The sequence below is a fragment of the Variovorax sp. genome, assembly GCF_965279555.1.
Lineage (GTDB): Bacteria > Pseudomonadota > Gammaproteobacteria > Burkholderiales > Burkholderiaceae_C > Variovorax.
Window position 1 is genome coordinate 3,133,690 of the sequence record NZ_OZ257247.1, and the last position, 23,179, is coordinate 3,156,868.

Below are 23,179 nucleotides of genomic sequence, written 5' to 3' on the forward strand. Positions count from 1 at the left end.
CTTGCTCTTCGATCAAGCCGGATCAAACCCCGGCGCCGAACTGATCTCCGTCGGCTTGTAGATCTTGTGCTGCGCCACGCCGCTGCCGGCATCGGTCACCACCAGCAGGCGCCACAGCGCCTCGCGCACGGAGCAGTCGCTTTCTTCCTTGCTGAGCTTGAAGCTGGGCACGCCGGGCGCGGTGCCCTTGACGACCACGCGCAACAGGGTCTGGCCCTTGGCGTTGGACACTTCGAGGTCGAAGCCCTTGCCGGTCATGTTCTCGGCCTTGTAGCCGTAGCCGGTGAAGTGCTTGACGACGTATTCGAGAGCCGCAGCCTGCACCTGCTCGGGCGATGCCTTGTCGCCGCCGCCTGCCGCGGCTGCATTGGCCGTGGTCGAGATGGGCTGCGGCACGTTGCCGCGCGCCCTGGCGGCCTGCACTTCGGCGTCGGTGGGCGTCCAGCCCTGCGGGCCGCGCACGAGCACGGCCAGCTTGTGCTCGGGCTCCCAGCTGGCGACGTGCCATTCGTCGTCGTCGCGCACGCGGGTGGACACCTTGGCGTCCTTGTTGCTTTCGACTTCGAGGATGGCGATGCGGTTGGTCTGCACCACGGCGCGGAAGCCGCTGCCGCTGTCATAGCTGCGCTTGAGCAGCGCGAGCCGGTCTTTGGCGCGCTGTATTTGTTGTGCGTTGCGTTCGCCGCCGCCGGCGCGGTGGTGCACGTCGAGCGACTCGAGGTAGAACCAGCGCCCGTTGGCCGCCACGTTCACCCATTCGGCCCAGATGGTGGCGATGATGTTGTCGCCGGTGGCCAGCCAGGCATGCTCGAAGGGCTTGTCGCGAGCGTCGAACACACCCATTTTTGCAACGATTTCGACCGGTGTGAGCCGTGGGCCCGAGAGCCGCATCTCGTCGATCACAGTGAGTACGCGGGGGTCGACTTCCTTGTCCATTCAGTGGAATTCTGGTGAGTTTGAGGGGGTGGGGAGTATGCCGCATCGCCCGGCAAGGCTGCCGGTGGATGCGGGCGTGGGTGCATCAGGCGCCGCTTCAGCCGGCGAACGGCACGCTGCGGTAGGGGCTGCGCGCATCGCTCAGCAGCATGCGGTTGGTGCGAAGCAGATGCTCTTCGCGCGCATCGGAGTATTTCCAGATGAGCCCGCCCGCTATGTATGCGGCGCTCACCTGCGACCAGCTGGTGTAGGCCTCGCGCACCTGCGCGGCCAGGCCGCCGGCGAAGCCCGCGAACTCGGCGCGCTCGATGTAGCCGAGCTGCACCGCCCAGCGCGAGAGGCTGGCAAGGCGCACGGCGTCCCAGGCGACCAGATTGGGCACATCGGCCGCGGAGACCTGGAAGTGCTTGCGCAGGGCCTCGACCCAGCTCGGGCTGCCCGTCATCAACGCTGCCAGCTCCTGTGTCGACTTGCCGCTCTGCGCGGCGAGCTGGCGATAGTCAAGGCTCTTGCGCGCCTTGATCTGGAAGAACGCGGGGAAGAAGGCTTCCATCGCCATCCGGAGCAGCATGGGCGTTTCTCGCGTGGCGGTGTCGATGGCAGCCACGGCATTCCACAGCGGGCGGTAGGCCGAGCGCTGGCCCTCGTCGACCAGCCATCGGGCGGTCTGCTCGAAGCTGGCGCGGTCGTGCACGCTCCAGACGTCGGCGATGCCCTCGCGCAGCACGTCGCTGTCCTTGCCGGTAGCCACCGCGTTCACGAAGTCGCCGTTGAAAGCAGACAGCGGCGCACTGAGTGTGACCAGCCATTGCTCTTCGCTTGTGAGCACCTCGGCGGTGTCGAAGTGAAGCTTGTCGTTGTCCATCAGCGCGTGGCCGAGGGTCTCCATCATCCCCATTGAACCTCCCTGTGATCGAAGCCAAATGGACCGGGTTGGCGTGGCGGGCACGCCGCAGCCCAAGGAACGGCAGATGTTAACCAGAACGGGCTGTCGGACATCCGATGAATTCTTCGTTCCAGCGCTCCGGACGAGGCCGCAACCCGGTGTCGGGTATCGATTTGACTTTTATTTAGATATATCTAAAATAATTTCCGACATACATCGAAAAGGATGCCCACCATGAGACATTTCCACTTCGGCCACCACCACTGCCGCACCGCGCGCGGCGAGCATGAAGACGGCCTCTCCGGCGGTCGCGGACACCGTGGCGGGCGCGGCGGCGGTGCCGGCGGCCGCGTGTTCGGCCACGGCGGCCTGCGCTTCGTGCTGCTGCAGCTCATTGCCGACAAGCCGGCCCACGGCTACGAATTGATCAAGGCCATCGAAGACCGCCTCGGCGGCAGCTACGCGCCGAGCCCCGGCGTGGTGTACCCCACCCTCACGCTGCTCGAGGAGCTGGGCTACCTGAGCGTGGAAACCGCCGACAACGGCGGCCGCAAGCGCTACAGCATCACCGCCAGCGGGCAGGAATTTCTTGCGGCCAACCGCGAGATGGCCGACGCCATGATGGCCCGCATGAGCGGTGGCGTCGACGGCGCCGGCCCGCGCGGCGGACGCCCGCCGCAAGTCACGCGCGCCATCGAGAACCTCAAGCTCGCCATGCGCATGCGCCTGTCGGGCGCGCCGCTCACCGAGCAGCAGGCGCACGACTTTGCCGCCGTGCTCGACAGCGCCGCACAGCAGATCGACAAGATCTGAGCCACCACCGAATCTCAACCCGCCCTGTTCCCACAGGATTCATGCAATGACTGACTTCAGTACTTCGCCAACCACTTCCGCACCCGACCGCACGCCGCGCCGGGTGCGGCATGAACTGCGCTTTCGCCAGCTCACGGTCAAGACCGTGGAACGCGTAACGCCGCACCTGATCCGCGTGACGCTCGCCGGCGACGACCTCGCGGGCTTCAACAGCCCCGGCTTCGACGACCACGCCAAGATCTTCTTTCCCGACGCCGCCACCGGCAAGCTCACGCTGCCGACCGCCGGCCCCGAAGGCCCGGTGTGGCCCGCAAGCGGCCGCCCCACCATGCGCGACTACACGCCGCGCCGCCACGACGCCAAGGCCGGCACGCTGGAAATCGACTTCGCGCTGCACGACGCCGGCCCCGCCACGCAGTGGGCGGAGCAGGCCAAGCCCGGCGACGTCCTCGGCGTGGGCGGCCCGCGCGGCTCGTTCATCGTGCCGACAGAATTCGACTGGCACCTGCTGATCGGCGACGACACCGCCCTGCCCGCCATCTCGCGCCGCCTGGCCGAGCTGCCGGCCGGCGCGCGCGTGGTGGTGCTGGCGGAGGTCGACAGCGAAGCCGACGAACTGCCCTTCGAGACCCGCGCCGAACTCACGCTGCACTGGGTGCACCGGCGCGGCGCCGAGCCGGGCACCAGCCCTGCGCTGCTCGACGCGCTGAAGGCCGCGAAGCTGCCGGCCGGCGACTTTCATGCGTGGGTGGGCTGCGAATCGGCCATCGCCAAGGCGCTGCGCGCGCATCTGGTGGGCGAGCGCGGCGCGAATCCGAAATGGACGCGGGCCTCGGGCTACTGGCGCCTCGGCGCGGTGGCGACGCACGACTCCCACGACGAGTGACCTGCTGGTATTGCTCCTTCCCCCGCTGGGGGAAGGCTGGGATGGGGGCAAGCGGCGTTCGATAAGCCGCTGGCCGTTCATAGGCCGCCATGCCCCCACCCCTGCCCTCCCCCAGCGGGGGAGGGAGAAATTCAATGCGGCACTTCCGCCGGGCCCGACGCCGCCGCACTCCGCCTGGGGCTGCGAATCAACAGCAGCAGCGGAATCGCCAGCACCGTGATGATCATCATGATCGCGAAGTCGTCCAGATAACCGACCAGCGCCCCCTGCCGCGTCACCTCGGCATTGAGCAGCGCCAGCCCGGTCATCGTGTCCGGCGACATCATCTGCGGCAGCGTGGAAAGCGCCTGGTTGCCCGGCGCCACGGTGGCGGCGATCTGCGCATGCGCCTTGCTCGAGCCTTCGGTCAGCAGCGCCTGCACGATCGAGATGCCCACGCTGCTGCCGATGTTGCGCAGCAGGCTGAAGATGGGCGTGCCCTGGTTGCGCAACCTCGGCGCCAGCGTGGCGAAGGTGGCGGTGGACAGCGGCACGAAGGTGAAGCCGATGCCCAGCCCCTGTATGAAGCCCGAGACGACGATCAGCGTGCTGTCCATCTGCAGCGTGAGCCGCGTCATCTGGTAGAGCGAGAACGCAGTGAGGCTGAAGCCCACGGCCATGATGGCGCGCACGTCCACCTTCTGCACCAGCCGCCCCACGATGATCATAGCGATCATGGTGCCGACGCCGCGCGGCGCCGTCACCTCGCCGGTGTAGACCACCGGGTAGCCCATCAGGCCCTGCAAAAAGTTGGGCAGCAGCGCCATCGTCGCGAACAGGATCATGCCGACGATGAAGGCGAACAGCAGCCCGGTGACGAAGTTGCGGTCTTTCAGCAGGTCGCGGTCGAAGAAGGAAACGCCCTGCACCGTCCACGTGTGGACCACGAAGAAGCCGAACGCCACCAGCGCGGCGGCGGCTTCGAGCTTGATCTCCCAGGAGTCGAACCAGTCCAGCTGCTCGCCCCGGTCCAGAAAGAGCTGCAGCATGCCGATGGCCAGGCTCAGCGTCACGAAGCCGAAGATGTCGAGCTTCTCGCCCTTCGGCCGGCTCTCCGGCAAATATCGCGCAATGCCCCAGAAGGCAAAGATGCCCACCGGCAGGTTGATGAAGAACACCCAGCGCCAGTCGAAGTTCTCGGTGAGCCAGCCGCCCAGCAGCGGCCCCAGGATGGGCCCGACCATGATGCCCGCGCCCCAGATCGCCATGGCCTGGCCGACCTTCTCGCGCGGGTTGATGTCGAGCAGCACCGCCTGAGAAAGCGGCACCAGCGCCGCGCCGAAGATGCCCTGCAGCAGCCGCGCCGCCACGATGCCGACCAGCGAGGTCGCGAGCCCGCACAGCGCCGAAGCCACGGTGAAGCCGATCACCGAGATGATGAAAACGCGCCGCCTGCCCCAGTGCCCGCAGAGCCAGCCGGTCAGCGGCAGCGCGATGGCCGAGGCCACGATGTACGAGGTCAGCACCCAGGTGATCTGGTCTTGCGAGGCCTGCAGGCTGCCCTGCATGTGCGGCAGCGCCACGTTGGCGATGGTGGTGTCCAGCGCCTGCATGATGGTCGCCAGCATGATCGAGATGGTGATCATGCCGCGGTGCGGCACCGTGGTTCCGGGAGCGACGCTCATGGCTTCTGCCCCCCGCCCGCGGTGATGTCCACCAGGCTGCCGTGCACCCTGGCGAGCAGGGCCAGCAGCTGCGCGCGCTCGGCCTGGGACAGCACCGCCATCACGCGGGCGTTGAGCCCGTCGCTGATGCTCAGCGCGGCGTCGAGCGCTTCTTCGGCGCTGGGCTCCAGGTGAATCTTGTTGACGCGGCGGTCGGTCGGGCTGGGTTCGCGGCGGATCCAGCCGGCAGCGGCCATGCGGTCGCACAGGCCGGCCACGGCCATCGGCGTGAGGTCGAGGCGCTGCGCGAGTTCAGCCTGCGACAGCGGCTCGTCTTCGTCATGCATGGCCAGCGCGCCGAGCAGGCGGCACTGGGCGCTGGTGAGTCCGATGCGTTCGCGCGCGAGCCGGTCGAACTCTTCGCTGTAGAGCTTGCCCACGCTCTTGACGAGGAAGCCGAAACGCTGGGTGAAGTCCCTTTTCATAAGGGACTGGATTATCTACATGTTTATTAGTTTGGCATTAGCACCCGCCGACTCATAGCCAGCCGGCCCGCCTGAACCGGTAATACAGGTAGCTGCAGGTGCTGAGGATGAGCCCCAGCGCCACCGCGTAGCCGTAGCGGAATTTCAGCTCCGGCATGTTCTCGAAGTTCATGCCCCAGATGCCGGCGAAGGCGGTGCACACCGCGAAGATGCTGGCCCAGGCGGCGAGCCGCTTGGTGACTTCGCTCTCTTCGATGGTCACCATCGACAGGTTCACCTGGATGGCGGTGGCGATGGTGTCGCGCATCGCGTCGATGGAGCCGTTGATGCGGCCCAGGTGGTCGCCCACGTCGCGGAAATATTCCTGCGAGCTCATGCATATCTGCGGCACCCGCCCGCCGTGCATCTTGCCGGCCGCCTCCAGCAGCGGCGCCACCGCGCGCTTCAGGATCATGCTGCGGCGCTTCAGGTCATACAGCTGCTTGATCTTGTCGCGGGCCGCGCCGCCCTGGCCGAAGATCTGCTGCTCGATGGCCTCTAGCTCCACTTCCAGCGCGTCGATCACCGGAAAGTAGCGGTCGACCACCGCGTCCATCAGCGCATAGAGCACGAAGCCCGCGCCGTTGCGCAGCAGCTCGGGTTCGCGTTCGCAGCGCTCGCGCACCCCCAGAAAGCCCTGCTGGCTGCGGTTGCGCACCGACAGCACGTAGTTGCTGCCCACGAACACGTCGACCTCGCCCACGTTCGTGCAGTGCTCGCCCTCGGGCGAGGGCTCCACCAGGTGCATGACCACGAACAGCGAATCGCCGTATTCCTCCACCTTGGGGCGCTGGTGGCCGTGGTGGGCGTCTTCCACGGCCAGCGGGTGCAGGCCGAATTCTTTCTGCATCTCGCCGAGTTCTTCGTCGGAGGCGTCGCTCAGCGCCACCCAGACAAAGCAGCCGGGCCGGGAGATGTAGTCGCTGATGTCCTCGACCGAGATGTCGGCGAGCTTGGAGCCGTTTTCATAGGCGACGCAGTTGATGAGCATCGGTACCCCCGGAATTCACGTTGGTGGAGTTCTGGATGGTGCCACGAGGCGGCGGCGGCTTCCGGCGCGGGTGCCACGGCGGATTCAGACTGGTCGGCTAGAGTTCACGTTCGTCCGTCTGGCAAATGGACATATAAATATATGAGGGGGAGAAAGCCATGGAAGCAAGTTCGTTCGAGGAATCGAACAAGTGAAGCGGGACATTCGTCTTGCGAAAACGCTGCTGCTGGCCGTCATGGTTTCAGTATCGACCGCCACGGTCTGGCAGCTCTGGGTGGCGCGCGACCAGACACTGGCCATGGCCGACACCAACAACCTCAACCTGGCCAAGGCGCTGAACATCTATGCCGAAGGTGTCTTCACCCAAAGCGACATGCTGCTTCAGGGCGTGGCCGAAACCTTGAAGGCGGAAGACGACCGGCACGAGCATCTGCAGCGCGTGCAGTCGCTGATCGAACGCCAGAAGCCCTTGCTCGACCAGCTCGACGGCGTCGCCGTACTCGACGCCCAGGGCAACTGGCTGCTGTACTCCAAGGGGCACGTTCCAGCGGGCACCAACAGCGCCAAACAGGCCTACTTCAAGCACCATCGCGAGAACCGCTCGAACGATGTCTTCATCAGCCCGCCGCTTCGCAACCCGTTCAGCGGCGAATGGGGAATCACGGTGAGCCGGCGCCTTGAAGACAGCGCGGGAAAGTTCTCCGGCGTTGTCGTCGTCGGGCTGGGCCTGCAGAATTTCCTGCGCGCCTTCGGCGCCATCGCGCTCGGCAGCAGCGGCACCATCGGCCTGACGACCGACAACGGAAAGATGCTGGTGCTCTATCCCTATCGAGAAAAAGACATCGGACTCGATTTTTCCGGGTCGGCCAATTTCCAGCGGCATTTTGCCGGCACGGTGGGCACGGCCTCTTTCCGCTCCAGCCTCGACGGCCTGCAACGGCTCTATGCATTCCGCAAGAGCGACCGCTACCCGGTGCTCACCAGCGTGACGCTCGGCCGCGACGAGGCGCTGAAAGCCTGGAGGCACCAGGCGCTGCTCACGACCGGCGTCGTGGGAGCCCTGCTTGCGGCCATGGCGGCGGTGGGTTGGCGGCTGATCGTCAACATCGGCCGCCGGATCAGTGCAGAGGCCTCGCTGGTGGCAGCGCGAGAGGACCTGTTGCAAGCCAACCGCCGGCTGGCGGTGCTGGCAACGCAGGACCAGCTCACCGGCCTGGCCAACCGCCGCAGCTTCGACGAAGTGCTGTCACTGGAATGCCGCCGCGCCGTCCGGGAAGGGGCGAGCCTTTCGCTGCTGCTGGTGGACCTGGACTACTTCAAGCGCTTCAACGACACATACGGCCACGTGGCCGGCGACCAATGCCTGAAAGCCGTCGCCGATGCATTGCAGCTGGGCGTCAAGCGCCCTGGCGACCTGGTGGCGCGCTACGGCGGCGAGGAAATGGCGATCATCCTGCCCAACACCGAGCTGCCGGGCGCCATGAGCGTCGCCGAACTGCTGCTGGGACGGGTTCGCGCGCTCGACATCCGGCACGGCGCCAGCCCGCACGAACGAGTCACCCTCAGCATCGGCGCGGCCAGCTTGCGGGGCATGCAGGCGAGCGGGGCGGAACAGCGGCTCATCGAAACCGCCGACCGCGCGCTGTACAGGGCCAAGGAAGGCGGGCGCAATCGCGCGATGGGGCATGAAGAGCCCTTGGGTGGCCGGCAGGCCGCCTGACACCGGCGGCGGCCTGGGGGTCAGGCACGCCGAACGTAAAATGCCCCGGCATTTCCACCCGTGCACACCCGTGCACACCCGTGCACATGCGGGCTCCGGCGCTGCGCTCCCCATGCACTCCCCCTGCAAGCCCCCCAGTCCCGAGGCGGCGGGCGACCGCTCCATGGCGCCCGGCCCTGCCGGCCCCGCACACCGGTGGCACGGATCGCAAGTTATTGATTGAAATGAACAAGACAGACGTCTCTGCGCACACGCCCATGATGGCCCAGTACCTGGGCCTGAAAGCCGACCATCCGGACACCCTGCTGTTCTACCGGATGGGCGACTTCTACGAGCTCTTCTGGGGCGACGCCGAGAAGGCCGCGCGCCTGCTCGACATCACGCTCACCCAGCGCGGCCAGTCGGCCGGCCAGCCGGTGGTGATGTGCGGCGTGCCCTTTCACGCGGTCGACACCTATCTCGCGCGGCTCATCAAGCTGGGCGAATCGGTCGCCATCTGCGAGCAGGTGGGCGAGGTCGGCGCCAGCAAGGGCCCGGTCGCGCGCAAGGTGGTGCGCGTGGTCACGCCCGGCACGCTGACCGATTCCGAACTGCTCAACGACAAAAGCGAATCGCTGCTGCTCGCGGTGCATGCGGGCTCGCGCAACTTCTGCGGGCTGGCGTGGCTCAGCGTGACCGGGGCCGAACTGCGGCTGGCCGAATGTCCGGCCGACACGCTCGAAGCCTGGATCGCACGCATCGCGCCGAGCGAATTGCTCTACAGCGCCGAGGTCACGCCGGCTTTCGAGCAGCGCTTGAAGGCCGCGCGCAGCGCCACGCCTTTCACGCTGTCGATCCGCCCTGCGTGGCAGTTCGACGGCGGACTGGGCGAGCGCAAGCTGGCCGAACAGATGGGCAGCAACAGCCTGGCCGCCTGGAACGCCGAATCGCTGACCAACGCACATGCCGCCGCCGCCGCGCTGCTGGGATACGCCGAGCACACGCAGGGCCGCGCGCTCTCGCACGTGCAGCGCCTTTCGGTCGAGCGCGACGGCGACCTGATCGAGCTGCCGCCCACCACGCGCCGCAACCTCGAGCTGGTGCAGACGCTGCGCGGCGAAGAGTCGCCCACCATGTTCTCGCTGCTCGACACCTGCATGACGGGCATGGGCAGCCGGCTGCTGAAGCGCTGGCTGCTGTCGCCCCGGCGCGAGCGCTCCGAGGCGCAGGAACGGCTCGAAGCCATCGGCGCGCTGCAGGCCACGGTGCTCGGCGCCACGGCGGCGCCCTGGCGCACGCTGCGCGAGCAGCTCAAGAACACCAGCGACGTGGAGCGCATCGCCGCCCGCATCGCGCTGCGGCAGGTGCGCCCGCGCGAGCTGCTGGCGCTGCGCCTGGCGCTGGCAAAGGCGGAGCAACTGGCGCCCCTGCTGCCCGGCGGCGCCGCGCTGCTGGCCCGGATCACCGAGCGCCTGGCGCCGCCTCCGGGCTGCGCCGACCTGCTGGCGAGCGCCATCAAGCCCGACCCGTCGGCGCTGGTGCGCGACGGCGGCGTCATCGCCACCGGGCATGACGCCGAACTCGACGAGCTGCGCGCCATCAGCGAGAACTGCGACGACTTCCTGCTCAAGCTCGAAGTCAGCGAACGCGAGCGCACCGGCATCAGCAACCTGCGGGTGCAGTTCAACCGGGTGCACGGCTTCTACATCGAGGTGACGCAGAGCGCGCTCTCGAAGGTGCCCGACAACTACCGCCGCCGCCAGACGCTGAAGAACGCCGAGCGCTTCATCACGCCGGAGCTGAAGGCCTTCGAGGACAAGGCCCTGAGCGCGCAAGACCGCGCACTGGCCCGCGAGAAGTGGCTCTACGAACAGCTGCTCGACGCGCTGCAGCCCTCGGTGCCCGCGCTCACGCAGCTGGCCGGCGGCATTGCCACGCTCGACGCGCTGTGCGCGCTGGCCGAGCGCTCGCACACGCTGCACTGGCGCGCGCCGAGCTTCGTGTCGCACCCCTGCATCGAGATTTCGCAGGGCCGCCATCCGGTGGTGGAGGCCCGGCTGGCGGAAAAGTCTTCGGGCGGCTTCATCGCCAACGACACGCAGCTCGGGCCGCAGCAGCGCATGCAGGTCATCACCGGCCCCAACATGGGCGGCAAGTCGACCTACATGCGGCAGGTGGCGATCATCGTGCTGCTGGCCTCCATCGGCTCGCACGTGCCGGCGGCCGCCTGCCGGCTGGGACCGATCGACGCCATCCACACCCGCATCGGCGCGGCGGACGACCTGGCCAATGCGCAGTCGACCTTCATGCTGGAGATGACCGAGGCCGCGCAAATCTTGCACAGCGCCACGGCCCAGTCGCTGGTGCTGATGGACGAAATCGGCCGCGGCACCAGCACCTTCGACGGGTTGGCGCTGGCCGCGGGCATCGCGGCCCAGTTGCATGACCGCAGCAAGGCCTTCACCCTGTTCGCCACCCACTATTTCGAGCTGACCGAGTTTCCGGCCACGCACCACGGCGCGGTGAACATGCACGTGAGCGCCACCGAAGCGGGCCGCGACATCGTGTTCCTGCATGAAATGCAGCCCGGCCCGGCCAGCAAGAGCTACGGCATCCAGGTGGCGCGGCTCGCCGGCATGCCGGCAGCGGTGGTCAACCATGCCCGGCAGGCGCTGGAAGCGCTGGAGTCGCAGCATGCGCAGACCCGCGCGCAGGTCGACCTGTTCGCGCCGCCCCCGGTGGCCGAGACGCCGCTGGTCAGCGCCGTAGAATCCGCGCTGGCTGCGCTCGACCCTGACGCCATGAGTCCGCGCGAAGCCCTCGATGCCCTGTATGCCCTTCAAAAACTGAATAAACGTGAACTCGGTGCCGCGTGATCGGGCACCGTTCATGCAAGACGAACCCATGACTTACTGCGTAGGCATCAAACTCAACGCCGGCCTGGTGTTTCTCTCCGACTCGCGCACCAATGCGGGCGTGGACCACATCAGCACCTTCCGCAAAATGATCGTCTACGAGCAGCCGGGCGACCGCGTCATGGTGCTGCTGTCGTCGGGCAACCTGAGCATCTCGCAGTCGGTGCGCGAAATCCTGCAGATCGAAGAACTGCGCGAGACCCGCGAAGACGGCACGCCCGGCGACCCCATCACCATCTGGAACGCCAAGAGCATGTTCGACGCCGCCCGCGTGCTGGGCTCGGCGGTGCGCCATGTGTACGACCGCGACGCCGAGGCGCTCAAGCATGCGGGGCTGGACTTCAACGTGTCCTTCATCTTCGGCGGGCAGGTCAAGGGCGAAGGCATGCGCCTGTTCCTGGTGTATGCGGCCGGCAACTTCATCGAGGCCACCACCGAGACGCCCTACTTCCAGGTCGGCGAGTCGAAATACGGCAAGCCCGTGCTAGACCGCGTGCTCACCCCCGAGACCCCGCTGGACGAAGCCGCCAAGTGCGCGCTGGTGTCGATGGACTCGACCATGAAATCGAACCTGTCCGTCGGCCTGCCGCTCGACCTGGTGGTGTACGAGGCCAACAAGCTCGAGACCGACCGCGTGATCTGCATCGACGCCGACAACCCCTACTACCGCATGGTGCACAGCAGCTGGGGCCAGAAGCTGCGCGAGGTGTTCGACAGCATCGAAGACCCTGTGTGGGACGACAGCCACACCGAGCATCCGCTGAAGATGCCGGCCACGCGCCACAGCGCGCTGCGCAAGATTTCCACGCCAGACGAAAAGCTCATCTGAACCCCGTGCCTCCCGTCGTTTTCTCGCACGGCAACAGCTTTCCTGCGAGCACTTACCGCGTCGTCCTCGACAGCCTGCGCAACCGCGGCTTCGAAGTCGACGCCATCGAGAAATTCGGGCACGACCCGAAGTACCCCGTTACCGACAACTGGCCGCACCTGGTGCAGCAGCTGGCCGACTTCGCCAAGGCACGCGCCGACCGGGCGGGCGGCCCGGTGTTTCTTGTCGGCCATTCACTTGGCGGCTTCCTGAGCCTGATGTGCGCGGCGCGGCATCCCGAGCTGGCGCGCGGCGTGGTGCTGATCGATTCGCCCATCCTCGGCGGCTGGCGTGCGAACACGCTCAACATGGTCAAGCGCACGCCGCTCATGAAGAGCATTTCGCCCGGCGCCGTCAGCCGCAAGCGCCGCAACAGCTGGGAGCACCGCGAGGCGGTGTTCGAGCACTTCCGCAGCAAGAAGGCCTTCGCGAAGTGGGACGAGCAGGTGCTGCACGACTACATCGACCACGGCACCTTCGACAGCGACGACACGCGGGCACTGAGCTTCGACCGCGACGTCGAGACCGCCATCTACAACACCCTGCCCCACAACCTGGGCGCCCTGCTGCGCGCGCACCCGCTCAAGTGCAAGGCCGCATTCATCGGCGGGCGCCAGTCGGCTGAGATGAAGCGCGTGGGCATGGCGATGACCCAGCAGGTCACCAAGGGCCGCATCGCCATGCTGGACGGCACCCACCTGTTCCCCATGGAAAAGCCGCTGGCCACAGCCGCGGCCGTGGAAGCCGCGCTGCGCAACCTGCTGTGACCCGCGTCGTCAGCCCTTGGTGACGTGCACCCCGGGCCGCTCGCCCGCATTCCACTTGCCACCCAGCGCCCGCTCGATCTGCGCGGCCAGCTGAAGCAGCAGCCCGTCGTTAGCCTGCGCGGCCTGCGCCTGGATGCCCAGCGGCAGGCCGTTTTCCTGCGAGGCCATCGGCAGCGAGATGCCCGGCATGCCGCAGAGATTGGCCAGTGGCGTGTAGGCGAAGTTCTTCCACAGGTTGGCGAACCAGTCGTAGACCGACGGGTTGGTGCTCGTCGTCAGGTACTCGCTGGTGCCTACCTTGGGTGTGGGCAGCGCGGTCACGGGCGTCAGGATGATGTCCCACTGCTGGAAGAAATTGCCGAAGGCGCGCGAGGTGGTGTTGAACACCGCCTGCATCTTCGATCGCTCGGTGTACGAGGTGTGCAGGCCCGCTTCCCAGATCTTGATGTTGATCGGCTCCAGCAGTTCGGCCGGCGGGCGCTCCAGCCCCAGGCGGTGCAGGTGGCCGTCGATGACCTGAGCGAAGTTGCTGATGTAGCAGGTGGTCTGCGCCGCGAAGGCAGTCTGGAAGTCGACCTCGGGCAGCGCCCATTCGACGTGATGGCCCAGCCCTTCGAGGAACTTGCCAACGCGCTCCAGCTCGGCCACGAAATGCGGCGTGGCGCGGAAATCGCCCCACTCGTGCGACAGCGCGATGCGCAGGCGGCCGGGGTCTTTCTTGATGAGCTCGCTGTACGGCTCGGCCGGCGACCAGAAGGGCATGAACTCGCCCGGCGCGCCGCCGCGTGCGTTGTCCACGAAGGCGGCGGTGTCGCGCACGGTGCGGCTGTGGCAGCCCTGGATCGACACCAGGCCTGACAGGTCCGACAGGCCCGGCGCCAGCGAGAACACGCCGCGTGACACTTTCAGGCCGATGTTGCCGTTCACGCCCGCCGGAATGCGGATGGAGCCGCCGCCGTCGGTGGCGTGCGACAGTGGCAGCACGCCCGCCGCGACCACCGCCGCGGTGCCGGCGGACGAGCCGCAGGTGGTGTATTCGAGGTCCCACGGATTGCGGGTGACGCTGATGGAGTTTTCGGCTGAGCTGCACACGCCGAACTCGGGGGTGGTGCTGCGGCCGACGATGTTGAGGCCGGACTTGCGCAGTTGCTGCGTGAGGAAGCTGTCGGCCGCGGGGCGGTGGCCCTGCATCATCATGGAGCCGAATTCCTGCAGCCGGCCCTTGAGGGTGGGACCCAGGTCTTTCATGAGGTAGGGCAGGCCCGCGAACACGCCTTCGGGGTTCATGCCGTCCTTGAGTGGATCGGCCACCACGTCGTCGAACACTTCGACGACGGCATCCAGTTGCGGGTTGACCTTCGCGATGCCGGCGGCGGCCTGTGCTGCAAGTTCTGCCGCCGTCACTTCGCCCTTGCGGACCCGTTCGGCCAGGCCGATGCCGTCATGCGAGGCCCATTCGTCCCAGCTCATTGCCAAAGTCATTTCTTCGTTCTCCGTTTGTGTTCAAGATAGGTTTGTTGGTTCAGGGCGAGTGCGCAGGCCACCGGGTACTCCCCTCCGCGAATGTCCCCCGGCCTTCGGCCTCCTCCTTTATTTCGCTGCGGGGAGCACCCGGCGCCCTGCGCACAGGGCACGCTGCTGGTGTGTGGCTGAACAACGATCGCTCTGTAAAACGATCACGCCGGCGGGGTACCTTGCGCAGCGAAATAAAGGAGGAGCCCGAAGGGCGGGGGACATTCGCGGAGCAAGGTACCCCGTCGGCGTGATCGCGCCCCGAACAACAACGACGCAAAAAATACATCAAGCCCACCCGAACCCCAGTCGCAGAAGCATCAGCGTACCCGTGCCGACAAGAATCGTCCCGGTCACGTCGTTTCGTCGAACGAGGTAGTAGGTCAATGCGGCGGCCACTGCAAAGAGCCGCGCATCGTGCCAGTCGGCCAGCATGCGCCCGTTGCTCAGGAACACGTCGGGCACCACCATAGCGAGCAGCGCCGCCACCGGCGCATGGCGCAATCCGCGCCACAGCCAGCCCGGCAGCTTCGGTTCGCTGTCGGGCAGCAGGAAGAAGCTGCGCGTGAGCACCGTCACCGCCACCAGCGCGCCCACGGCCAGCCACACATACACATCGTGGCCCAAGTGCATCAGCGCGTACCCCACCGGCGGTCGGCCCAGGTGCCGGCTGCGAAAGCCGTGACGATGGCCGCCACCACATTGAGGCCCATCGGCCACGAGGCCGTGGCCAGCGCCACCATGCCGGCGGCCAAAGCGGAGCAGCGCACCGCGCGGTCGGTGAGCATCGGCAGCGCGAGGGCCAGCAGCGCCAGCACGCCGATGAAGCGCAGGCCCCATGCGGCAGGAATCGCGTCGGCCAGGAAGATGCCCGCGAGCGACGCCACATGCCACGCCGCCCAGTTGGTCAGCGCGAGGCCGAGGAAGTAGCCCTGCTGGCGCGTCGTTGTGCGCCCCGAAGCCGGAGGCTGCGGGTGGCGCTGCACGAACTGCGCATACACCGGGTCGCCCGCAAGGTACGACAGCAGCACGCGCTGCATCCTGCGATGCCCGCCGAAATAGCGGCGCCAGTTCACGCTGAACACCACGAAGCGCAGGTTGAGCACGCACGCGGTCGCGACGATCACCCACAACGGCGCTCCGGCCGCGATGAGCGGCAGGCAGGCCAGCTGCGACGCGCTCGCGAACACCAGCAGCGACATGGCCAGGATCACGCCCAGCCCGACGCCGCTCTTGGCCATGGCCACGCCCGCCACCAGGCCCATGGCCATGGTGCCGAGCGCGGCACCCGCGATGTCTCGTCGCCCCTCGGCGAAGGCGCCGCGCCAGACGGGGTCGGCCATCGATGCGCGCCGGGCGCTCCACCGGCTCACCGGGCGCTCGCGAGTTCCGCACGCGGCGCGGCCGCCAGCAGCCGCCGCGTGTAGTCGTTGGCCGGCGCGCCGAACACCTGACCCGTGGGGCCTTGCTCCACGATGCGGCCCTGGCTCATCACGATGACGCGGTCGCACAGTTGGGCCGCCACACGCAGGTCGTGGGTGATGAACAGAATGCCCAGCCCCAGGTCGCGCTGGATCTCGCGCAGCAGGTCGAGGATCTGCGCCTGCACCGACACGTCGAGCGCCGACACGGCCTCGTCGGCCACCAGCACCTGCGGCTGGCAGGCAATGGCGCGCGCAATGGCCAGCCGCTGGCGCTGGCCGCCCGAGAACTGGTGCGGATAGCGGTCGAGCGCGGTGCGCGGCAGCTGGATGCGGTCCATCAGCTCCTCGGCGGTCTGGCGCGCATGCAGCTTGCTCAGGCCGAAGTTCATGGCGCCCTCGACCATCGACGAGCCCACGGTGCGGCGCGGGTTGAGCGAACGGTTCGGGTCCTGGAACACCACCTGCACCCGAGAGCGCAGCGGCCGCAGCCGGCCTTCGGGCAGGTCGCGCACTTCGGCGTCGCCCCAGAGGATGCTGCCCGCGCTGGGCGAAATCAGCCGGATCATGCAGCGCGCGAAGGTCGACTTGCCCGAGCCCGATTCGCCCACCACGCCCACAGTCTCTCCGCGATGCACGGCCACGCTGGCGTCCTGCAGCGCTGTGTTGTGCCTGGCGCGGCCGAGCCAGTCGCGCCGCGTGTAGATCTTGCCGACGCCATGGCCCGCCAGCAGCGGCTTGCCGCCGGGCAGCTCGCGCGCGGGCGGTGGCGTCATGCCGGGCACGGCGTCCAGCAGCATGCGGGTGTAGGCCTCGCGCGGCTTGCGCAGCACCTGTTCGCACGGGCCCTGTTCCACCAGCGCGCCGCGGTGCATCACCATCACGTCGTCGGCAATCTCGGCGACCACGCCCATGTCGTGCGTGATGAAGAGCACGGCACTGCCCTGCTCGGCCTGCAGCTCGGCGATGAGCTTCAGGATCTCGGCCTGCGTGGTCACGTCCAGCGCGGTGGTCGGCTCGTCGCAGATCAGCAGGCGCGGCTTGAGGATGATGGCCATCGCGATCACGATGCGCTGCCGCTGCCCGCCCGAGAGCTGGTGCGGGTAGCTCCCGTGGATGCGCGCCGGGTCGGGCAGCCGCACGCGCTCGAAGATGGAGAGGATGTGCGCCTTGCGCTCGGCCGCGCCCCACGCGGTGTGCGTGCGCAGCAGCTCGTCGACCTGCTCGCCGCAGGTCAGCACCGGGTTCAGCGCGGTCATCGGCTCCTGGAACACCATGCCCATGCCGGTGCCGCGCAACTGGCGCAGCCGCTTGTCGGAAGTGAAGCGGCCGTTGTCGACCAGCTTCTCGCCCGAAAGAATCACGTCGCCGCCCGCGAGCACCAGGCCCTTGGCCAGCAGCCCCATCACGGTGGTGGCCAGCACCGACTTGCCCGAGCCGGACTCGCCCACGATGCACAGCGTGCGCCCCGCCTCTATGCGCAGGTCGAGATGCTCGATGGCATGCGGCCGGTCGGCATCGGAGGGCAGCGCGACCCGCAGGCCGCGCACTTCGAGAATGGCGGCGCTTCGATTGGAATCAGTCATTGGATCGGCGCCTCACACGCGCTTGGAAAACTTGGGATCGAGTACGTCGCGCAGGCCGTCGCCCAGCATGTTGATGGCCAGCACCGTGGGCACCAGGAACAGCGCGGGGAACAGCACGTTGCCCGGGCTCTGCGAAAACTGTACGCGGCCCTCGGCCATGATGTTTCCCCAGGTCGGCACGTCCGACGGCAGGCCCAGGCCGAGGAAGCTCAGGATGGCTTCGGTCAGCACGGCGGAAGCCGCGATGAAGGTGCCTTGCACGATCAGCGGCGCCAGCGCGTTCGGCAGGATGTCGCGCCACAGGATGGTCGCGTCGGCCGTGGCCAGCGCACGCGCGGCCTCCACGAAGGGCTCGTCGCGCAGGCTCATCACCAGCGCCCGCACCAGCCGGGTCACGCGCGGCACCTCTGGCACCGCGATGGCCAGGATCACCGTGGGCAGGCTGGCGCCCAGCACAGCCACCAGCGTGATGGCGAGCAGCACCGCGGGAATGGCCATCACGCCGTCCATCACGCGCATCAGCACCGCATCGACGGCGCGGAAGTAGCCGGCCAGCATGCCCAGCAGGCAGCCGAAGGCAATGGCGACGAAGGCGGTGAACAGGCCCACCGTCATCGAGATGCGGGTGCCGTAGAGCACGCGGCTCCACACGTCGCGCCCCACGCTGTCGCTGCCCATCCAGAAGGTGTGGGCGAACTGGGCGCCGTCGGGCATGGTCACCTGCCCTGCGGTGCCGGCGCCTACCGAGATGAAGCTCGGGTCCATCGCGGACGGATCGAAGGTGCCGAGCCAGGGCGCCAACACGCCCAGCAGCGCCAGCACGGCCAGCACGACGACGCCGCCGCGCACGGCGGCGTTGCGCCAGAGTCTTTTCAGGGTGCTCATGTCAGTCAGTCAATCAATAGCGGATGCGCGGATCGATGAAGAGATAGCTCAGGTCCACCAGCAGGTTGACGGCCACGTACACCACCGCGAAGAACAGCACCACGCCTTGCAGCACGGGAAAGTCGCGGTTGAGCACCGCATCGACCGTGAGCTGCCCCAGCCCCGGAATCGCGAACACCGTCTCGGTGACCACCACGCCGCCCAGCAGCAGCGCCGCGCTCACGCCGATCACCGTGACCACCGGCACCGCCGCGTTGCGCAGCGCATGGTGCTTGAGCACTTCCAGCTCGGTGATGCCCTTGGCGCGCGCGGTGCGGATGTAGTCTTCGGTCAGCGCCTCGCTCACCGCCGCCCGCGTGACGCGCGACAGCAGCGCCACGTAGGTGATGGCCAGCGTGAGGCACGGCAGCACCAGCTGGTTCAGCCACGGCCCCACGCCGTCGGCGATGCGCCGGTAGCCCTGCACCGGAAACCACTGCAGCTTCATCGCCAGCAGGTAGATCAGCACATAGCCGACCACGAACACCGGCACCGAGAAGCCGGCCACCGAGAACGCCATGACGGCCTTGTCGAGCCAGCCGCCCATGCGCCATGCGGCCAGCGTGCCCAGCGGCAGCGCGATGGCCACCGCCAGCAGCAGCGTGCCGCCGGCCAGCGAAAGCGTGGGCTCCATGCGCTGGCCGATGAGCTCCGTCACCGGCTTGTTCAGGAAGAACGAGAAGCCCAGGTCGCCGTGCAGCACGCCGTTGCACCAGATCGCGAACTGCTCCCACAGCGGGCGGGTCAGGCCCAGTTGCACGCGGATGCGGTCCAGGTCTTCGTTGGTGGCGCTGTTGCCGCCGATCACCGCGGCCGGGTCGCCGGGGGTGAGGCGCACGATCATGAAGATCGCGAGCGCCACCACCAGCAGCACCGGCAACGTGGCGAGCAGGCGCTTGCCGAGGAACGTGAGCATGGGCTTATTGCTTCTTGATGTTCCAGTACACCTGCGCGCCGGCCGGCACCAGGCCGCTCACGTTCTTGCGCACCGCGGCGGGCTGGTTGTACTGGCCGACCGGCACGTGCGTGGCGGTCTCGAAGGCGCGCAGCTGGGCGGCCTGCGCCAGCTTCTTCTTGTCGGCGTCGGTCTTGGCCTGGGCGAACTGCACCTTGATCTCTTCGAGCCTGGGATCGTTCTGCCAGCCGAACCAGCCCTTGTCGCCGCTGGCGTTCATCATGGCCATGGTGATCGGGTTGAGGATGTCCGAGGCGGTCCACGAGGTCATGAACGCGCTCCAGCCGCCGGCCGAAGGGGCGTCTTTCTTGGCGCGGCGCGCCACCAGCGTGGACCAGTCCATCGACTGCATGTCGACCTTGAAGCCCGCCTGCTCCAGCTGCTGCTTGGCCACCAGCGGCAGCTTGCCGATGGTCGGGTTGTCGGTCGGGCGCATCAGCACCACGGGCTCGCCCTTGTAGCCGGCCTCCTCGAGCAGGGCCTTGGCCTTCTGCGGGTTGGCCACACCGGTGTAGTCGCCGGTCTGCTCCGATTCGAACAGCGTGCCGCACGGGAACATGCTCTTGCAGTAGCGCGTGAGGCCCGGCGTGCCAACCTGCGTGCGCAGGAAGGCTTCCTGGCCCAGCGCCAGCAATGCGGCACGGCGCACCTTCTCGTTGTTGAACGGCGGCTGCAGGAAATTGAAGCGCAGGATGAACTGGTTGCCCGCGGGCTGCGCGTCGATCAGCTTGATGTCGGGGTTGGTGCGCAGCGTGGCGTACTGTTCGAAGGCAGGCTGCTCGAGGATGTCGGCCTCGCCGTTGAGCAGGGCATTCATCTGCGTCTGCGCGTCGCGGATGATGAGCCACTCCACTCGGTCCACATACACGTTCTTGCCGCCGGCCGTGCCCGAGGGTGCCTCGGCGCGCGGCTTGTAGCGCATGTTCTTGGTGAACACCACGCGCTCGCCGGGGCGGAACTCGTCAGCCTTGAAGACGTAGGGCCCGGAGCCGATCGACTCCTTGATCTGCGTGTCGCCCGAGGTGTCGGCAATGCGCTTGGGCATGATGAACGGCACGTTCGACGAGGGCTTGCCCAGCGCTTCGAGCACCAGGCCGAAGGGCTCCTTCAGCACGATGGAGAAGGTCTTGGCATCGGGCGTCTCGTAGCGCTCCGTCACCTTGGCGAGCTGCGCGCCGAAGGTGTCGCGGCTGGCCCAGCGCTTGATGGAGGCGACCACGTCCTCGCTGGTGACGGGCTTGCCGTCGTGGAACTCCAGGCCGTCGCGCAGCGTGAAGGTCCAGGTCTTGTTGTCGGGCGACACCTTCCACTTGTCGACCATCTGCGGCTTGATATGGCCTTCGAGGTCGGTGGCGAAGAGCGTGTCGTACACCATGTAGCCGAAGTTGCGCGTCACGTAGGCCGTGGTCCAGATCGGGTCGAGCACGGTGATGTTGCTGCTCGGAATGATCTTGAGCGTGGTGGTCTGCGCCACGGCGGGAACGACGGCCGCGCCGGCCAGGAGCACGGCTGCGCCCCATCGGGCAAGGCGGCGCGACAACACGGCGCGCGAAGGCGAAAAGAGCTGCGGTTGCATGTGATTTCCTGAAGACGGCAAGGGCTCCATTGAGTCATCTGCCAGGTCAAATGCATATATACAGTTTGAATCGTCTGTAGTAGAACAGTCGCTCGCCTGTCCCGTGTTTGTCCCCGTGTTGGGGTTTTTCGTGCACACGAAGCGTGCACGCCTTGCCGTGATCACTGTCAATCCTTCGCTGCCCGCGCCCCTGGTTCGCCAGCTCTACGACGCCCTGCTGGCGCAGATCGCATCCAGCGCCATGAAGCCCGGCGACAAGCTGCCTTCGGTGCGCGCGCTCGCCACCGACTGCGGCGTGAGCACCATGACCGTCACCAACGCCTACCAGCGGCTGGTGGCCGAGGGCCACGTCGAGGCGCGGCGCGCCAGCGGCTACTACGTGGCCGAGGCCGAGCGCTCGGCCACGCGGCGCAAGCCCTTCCTGGGGCGCACCTCGGTCGACTCGCTGTGGCTGCTGAAGCATGTGTATGAAGACGACCGCACACTGCTGAACGCGGGCTGCGGCTGGATACCGCCCGAGATGCTGCATATGGACGGCGTACGCCGCGCGCTGGCCGCGCTGTCGCGCAAGCCGGGCACCGGCATCGCGAGCTACGGCACGCCCTACGGCTACCTGCCGCTGCGCCAGCAGATACAGACGCTGCTCGCGCAGCAGGGCATCGAGACCGCGCCGCACCAGATCGTGCTGACGCACGGCGCCTCGCAGGCGCTGAACCTGGTGGCGCGCTGCCTGCTGCAGCCGCGCGACGTGGTGCTGGTCGACGAGCCCGGCTCGACCAACCTGTACGCGATGCTGCGCTCGCTGGACCTGAAGCTGGTGGGCGTGGAGCGCACCGTGAACGGCCCCGACCTCGCGGCGCTGCAGGCGCTGGCGCAGCGCCACGGCGCCAAGGCCTTCTTCACCTCCGGCAACCTGCACAACCCCACGGGCAGCCAGTGCACGCCGGCCGTGGCGTACCAGATGCTGCGGCTGGCCGAGCAGCTCGACTTCCACATCGTCGACAACGACGTGATGGCGGGCCTGGAGCCGCCGGGCGCGGCCACCCCGCTCGCGAGCCTCGACCGCCTGCGCCGCGTGATCCATGTCGGCAGCTTCTCCAAGACGGTGTCGCCCGCGCTGCGCGTGGGCTTCGTCGCCTGCAGCGAGGAGTTCGCCGAGAAGATGATCCTGCAGAAGATGGTCAACAGCCTCACCACCTCGGAGCTCACCGAGCGGCTGCTGCACGGCGTACTGGTCGAAGGCCGCTACCGGGCCCACGTGGCAAAGCTGGCCGAACAGTTGCAGGCGGCACAGCGCACCGTGTGCGACCGGCTGGAGGCGGCCGGCATGCAGCTGTTCACTCGGCCGGCGGGCGGGCCCTTTCTGTGGGCACGCTTCGAGCGCGACGACGTCGACATGCGCGCGCTGGCGCAACGCGCCATTGCCGAAAGCTTTCTGCTGGCGCCGGGCGACCTTTTTCGCACCGATCTGCGGCCCACGCCGTGGCTGCGCTTCAACGTGGGTTACGCCGACGACCCGAAGCTGTATCGCTTCCTGGCGCAAGAAGCGAAAAGGCTGCGTTCCAAGGCCAAGGAGGACCCGGCATGAGGCAAAGGCGGCAAACTCCGAATAAGGGGTGCCCTGCCTAGAATCGCGCGGGTCATGAAGAAGCCCGAATCCGAATTCCCCTCCACCCCCGCGCTGGCCGACGCATTGATCGTCGATCCCTTCTATCTCGCGATCTCCGTCGATTTCGAGCACGACATGGCCGCCCGCAAGGCAGTGCTGGCCTCCTACTTCGCCTACTCGCTCGGCGAGGCTGCCCGGACCGGGCGCTGCCTGGCGACCGAAGACGGCCGGCTCGGCGCGGCCGCCTGGCTGCTGCCGCGCGCGGAGGCGGTAGATGCGGCCGAATCGGCGGCGAAGAACAAATTCCTCTCGGCCACGCTGGGCCCGCGAGGCCACGGCAACTACCACCGCATCGTCGAATTCATGGCCGCGCGTGCCCCGGCCGTGGTGCCGGAGGGTGCCTGGTATCTGTCGATCCTGGGCATCTCTCCCACCGCACAGGGGCGCGGGCTGGGCGCCCGGCTGCTCGCGCCGACGCTGGCCGAGGCCGATGCGGCGGGCGTGCCCTGCTTCCTGGAAACCTTCACGCCGCGCAGCGTGGCGTTCTACGAGCGGCTGGGCTTTCGCACGGCGGCGGAGCACCTGGAGCCGGTCACGCGTTCACCGTACGCGATCATGTGCCGCCCGCCCGGGACATACTTGGCAACCAGCCCGGAAAATAGCTGACC

20 protein-coding genes are annotated in these 23,179 nt (G+C 67.6%); 8 read left to right on the plus strand and 12 right to left on the minus strand.

The window, feature by feature from the left end; all coding sequences use genetic code 11:
- Positions 1-12: 12 nt before the first annotated feature.
- On the minus strand, positions 13-936 hold the full coding sequence (locus ACQY8B_RS14865; RefSeq protein ID WP_422087403.1) for a hypothetical protein: 924 nt from the start codon (positions 934-936) through the stop codon (positions 13-15).
- A 97-nt stretch (positions 937-1,033) separates the two neighbouring features.
- Positions 1,034-1,828, minus strand: coding sequence for a DUF1266 domain-containing protein (locus tag ACQY8B_RS14870; protein ID WP_422087404.1), 795 nt, complete (start codon positions 1,826-1,828; stop codon positions 1,034-1,036).
- Positions 1,829-2,056: 228 nt separating this feature from the next.
- On the opposite strand from ACQY8B_RS14870, the gene ACQY8B_RS14875 reads away from it, so the two are divergent.
- On the plus strand, positions 2,057-2,635 hold the full coding sequence (locus tag ACQY8B_RS14875; RefSeq protein WP_422087405.1) for a PadR family transcriptional regulator: 579 nt from the start codon (positions 2,057-2,059) through the stop codon (positions 2,633-2,635).
- A gap of 46 nt (positions 2,636-2,681) precedes the next feature.
- Positions 2,682-3,521, plus strand: a complete 840-nt coding sequence (locus ACQY8B_RS14880) for a siderophore-interacting protein (RefSeq protein ID WP_422087406.1) — start codon at positions 2,682-2,684, stop codon at positions 3,519-3,521.
- Positions 3,522-3,652: 131 nt separating this feature from the next.
- Here the strand turns inward: ACQY8B_RS14880 and ACQY8B_RS14885 are convergent, their stop codons facing one another.
- Genes ACQY8B_RS14885 through ACQY8B_RS14895 form a run of 3 tightly spaced genes read right to left on the minus strand, consistent with a single transcriptional unit; the run spans position 3,653 to position 6,679 of the window.
- Entirely contained in the window at positions 3,653-5,185 is a 1,533-nt protein-coding gene (locus ACQY8B_RS14885) for a DHA2 family efflux MFS transporter permease subunit (RefSeq protein WP_422087407.1), read from the minus strand.
- Positions 5,182-5,649, minus strand: coding sequence for a MarR family winged helix-turn-helix transcriptional regulator (locus tag ACQY8B_RS14890; RefSeq protein ID WP_422087408.1), 468 nt, complete (start codon positions 5,647-5,649; stop codon positions 5,182-5,184). Before ACQY8B_RS14890 ends, ACQY8B_RS14885 begins: the two co-directional genes overlap by 4 nt.
- Positions 5,650-5,701: 52 nt before the next feature.
- A complete protein-coding gene (locus ACQY8B_RS14895) occupies positions 5,702-6,679 on the minus strand; it encodes a magnesium and cobalt transport protein CorA (RefSeq protein ID WP_422087409.1) in 978 nt (325 codons plus the stop codon).
- Between the two features lie 190 nt (positions 6,680-6,869).
- Here ACQY8B_RS14895 and ACQY8B_RS14900 point away from each other — a divergent pair, with 190 nt between their 5' ends.
- The 4 genes from ACQY8B_RS14900 to ACQY8B_RS14915 all read left to right on the plus strand — a co-directional run bounded on the left by ACQY8B_RS14900 (position 6,870) and on the right by ACQY8B_RS14915 (position 12,928).
- Complete coding sequence (locus ACQY8B_RS14900; RefSeq protein WP_422087410.1) at positions 6,870-8,399, plus strand: sensor domain-containing diguanylate cyclase; 1,530 nt, start codon at positions 6,870-6,872, stop codon at positions 8,397-8,399.
- A gap of 224 nt (positions 8,400-8,623) precedes the next feature.
- Positions 8,624-11,254 carry a DNA mismatch repair protein MutS gene (mutS, locus tag ACQY8B_RS14905; RefSeq protein WP_422087411.1) on the plus strand — a complete coding sequence of 877 codons (2,631 nt, stop codon included), beginning with the start codon at positions 8,624-8,626 and terminating at the stop codon, positions 11,252-11,254.
- Positions 11,255-11,282: 28 nt separating this feature from the next.
- Positions 11,283-12,122, plus strand: coding sequence for a peptidase (locus ACQY8B_RS14910; protein ID WP_422089056.1), 840 nt, complete (start codon positions 11,283-11,285; stop codon positions 12,120-12,122).
- Between the two features lie 5 nt (positions 12,123-12,127).
- Positions 12,128-12,928 carry an alpha/beta fold hydrolase gene (locus tag ACQY8B_RS14915; RefSeq protein WP_422087412.1) on the plus strand — a complete coding sequence of 267 codons (801 nt, stop codon included), beginning with the start codon at positions 12,128-12,130 and terminating at the stop codon, positions 12,926-12,928.
- Between the two features lie 9 nt (positions 12,929-12,937).
- On the opposite strand, the gene ACQY8B_RS14920 is transcribed toward ACQY8B_RS14915, so the two are convergent.
- The 7 genes from ACQY8B_RS14920 to ACQY8B_RS14950 form a co-directional block, all read right to left on the minus strand.
- Complete coding sequence (locus tag ACQY8B_RS14920; RefSeq protein WP_422087413.1) at positions 12,938-14,410, minus strand: amidase; 1,473 nt, start codon at positions 14,408-14,410, stop codon at positions 12,938-12,940.
- Positions 14,411-14,728: 318 nt separating this feature from the next.
- Positions 14,729-15,073 carry an AzlD domain-containing protein gene (locus ACQY8B_RS14925; protein ID WP_422087414.1) on the minus strand — a complete coding sequence of 115 codons (345 nt, stop codon included), beginning with the start codon at positions 15,071-15,073 and terminating at the stop codon, positions 14,729-14,731.
- A complete protein-coding gene (locus ACQY8B_RS14930; protein ID WP_422087415.1) occupies positions 15,073-15,783 on the minus strand; it encodes an AzlC family ABC transporter permease in 711 nt (236 codons plus the stop codon). The genes ACQY8B_RS14925 and ACQY8B_RS14930 overlap by 1 nt, the downstream gene beginning before the upstream one ends.
- Positions 15,784-15,809: 26 nt before the next feature.
- Entirely contained in the window at positions 15,810-17,447 is a 1,638-nt protein-coding gene (locus ACQY8B_RS14935; protein WP_422087416.1) for a dipeptide ABC transporter ATP-binding protein, read from the minus strand.
- Between the two features lie 12 nt (positions 17,448-17,459).
- Entirely contained in the window at positions 17,460-18,332 is an 873-nt protein-coding gene (locus ACQY8B_RS14940; RefSeq protein ID WP_422087417.1) for an ABC transporter permease, read from the minus strand.
- A gap of 13 nt (positions 18,333-18,345) precedes the next feature.
- Complete coding sequence (locus tag ACQY8B_RS14945; RefSeq protein WP_081266501.1) at positions 18,346-19,287, minus strand: ABC transporter permease; 942 nt, start codon at positions 19,285-19,287, stop codon at positions 18,346-18,348.
- A 4-nt stretch (positions 19,288-19,291) separates the two neighbouring features.
- Positions 19,292-20,902 carry an ABC transporter substrate-binding protein gene (locus ACQY8B_RS14950; RefSeq protein WP_422087418.1) on the minus strand — a complete coding sequence of 537 codons (1,611 nt, stop codon included), beginning with the start codon at positions 20,900-20,902 and terminating at the stop codon, positions 19,292-19,294.
- 157 nt (positions 20,903-21,059) lie between these two features.
- Here ACQY8B_RS14950 and ACQY8B_RS14955 point away from each other — a divergent pair, with 157 nt between their 5' ends.
- Positions 21,060-22,490 (plus strand): PLP-dependent aminotransferase family protein, encoded by a 1,431-nt coding sequence (locus ACQY8B_RS14955; RefSeq protein ID WP_422087419.1) that lies wholly within the window; start codon positions 21,060-21,062, stop codon positions 22,488-22,490.
- 54 nt (positions 22,491-22,544) lie between these two features.
- Complete coding sequence (locus tag ACQY8B_RS14960) at positions 22,545-23,177, plus strand: GNAT family N-acetyltransferase (protein ID WP_422087420.1); 633 nt, start codon at positions 22,545-22,547, stop codon at positions 23,175-23,177.
- Positions 23,178-23,179: the final 2 nt, after the last annotated feature.

Excerpts from the sequence above, each read along its gene's own strand:
- ACQY8B_RS14865 (WP_422087403.1), bottom strand. The coding sequence starts at position 936 with ATGGACAAGGAAGTCGACCCCCGCGTACTCACTGTGATCGACGAGATG.
- ACQY8B_RS14890 (WP_422087408.1), bottom strand. The coding sequence starts at position 5,649 with ATGAAAAGGGACTTCACCCAGCGTTTCGGCTTCCTCGTCAAGAGCGTG.
- ACQY8B_RS14880 (WP_422087406.1), top strand. The coding sequence starts at position 2,682 with ATGACTGACTTCAGTACTTCGCCAACCACTTCCGCACCCGACCGCACG.
- ACQY8B_RS14895 (WP_422087409.1), bottom strand. The coding sequence starts at position 6,679 with ATGCTCATCAACTGCGTCGCCTATGAAAACGGCTCCAAGCTCGCCGAC.
- ACQY8B_RS14885 (WP_422087407.1), bottom strand. The coding sequence starts at position 5,185 with ATGAGCGTCGCTCCCGGAACCACGGTGCCGCACCGCGGCATGATCACC.
- ACQY8B_RS14935 (WP_422087416.1), bottom strand. The coding sequence starts at position 17,447 with ATGACTGATTCCAATCGAAGCGCCGCCATTCTCGAAGTGCGCGGCCTG.
- ACQY8B_RS14960 (WP_422087420.1), top strand. The coding sequence starts at position 22,545 with ATGAAGAAGCCCGAATCCGAATTCCCCTCCACCCCCGCGCTGGCCGAC.
- ACQY8B_RS14920 (WP_422087413.1), bottom strand. The coding sequence starts at position 14,410 with ATGACTTTGGCAATGAGCTGGGACGAATGGGCCTCGCATGACGGCATC.
- mutS (WP_422087411.1), top strand. The coding sequence starts at position 8,624 with ATGAACAAGACAGACGTCTCTGCGCACACGCCCATGATGGCCCAGTAC.
- ACQY8B_RS14945 (WP_081266501.1), bottom strand. The coding sequence starts at position 19,287 with ATGCTCACGTTCCTCGGCAAGCGCCTGCTCGCCACGTTGCCGGTGCTG.
- ACQY8B_RS14910 (WP_422089056.1), top strand. The coding sequence starts at position 11,283 with ATGACTTACTGCGTAGGCATCAAACTCAACGCCGGCCTGGTGTTTCTC.
- ACQY8B_RS14870 (WP_422087404.1), bottom strand. The coding sequence starts at position 1,828 with ATGATGGAGACCCTCGGCCACGCGCTGATGGACAACGACAAGCTTCAC.
- ACQY8B_RS14925 (WP_422087414.1), bottom strand. The coding sequence starts at position 15,073 with ATGCACTTGGGCCACGATGTGTATGTGTGGCTGGCCGTGGGCGCGCTG.
- ACQY8B_RS14940 (WP_422087417.1), bottom strand. The coding sequence starts at position 18,332 with ATGAGCACCCTGAAAAGACTCTGGCGCAACGCCGCCGTGCGCGGCGGC.
- ACQY8B_RS14950 (WP_422087418.1), bottom strand. The coding sequence starts at position 20,902 with ATGCAACCGCAGCTCTTTTCGCCTTCGCGCGCCGTGTTGTCGCGCCGC.
- ACQY8B_RS14875 (WP_422087405.1), top strand. The coding sequence starts at position 2,057 with ATGAGACATTTCCACTTCGGCCACCACCACTGCCGCACCGCGCGCGGC.
- ACQY8B_RS14930 (WP_422087415.1), bottom strand. The coding sequence starts at position 15,783 with ATGGCCGACCCCGTCTGGCGCGGCGCCTTCGCCGAGGGGCGACGAGAC.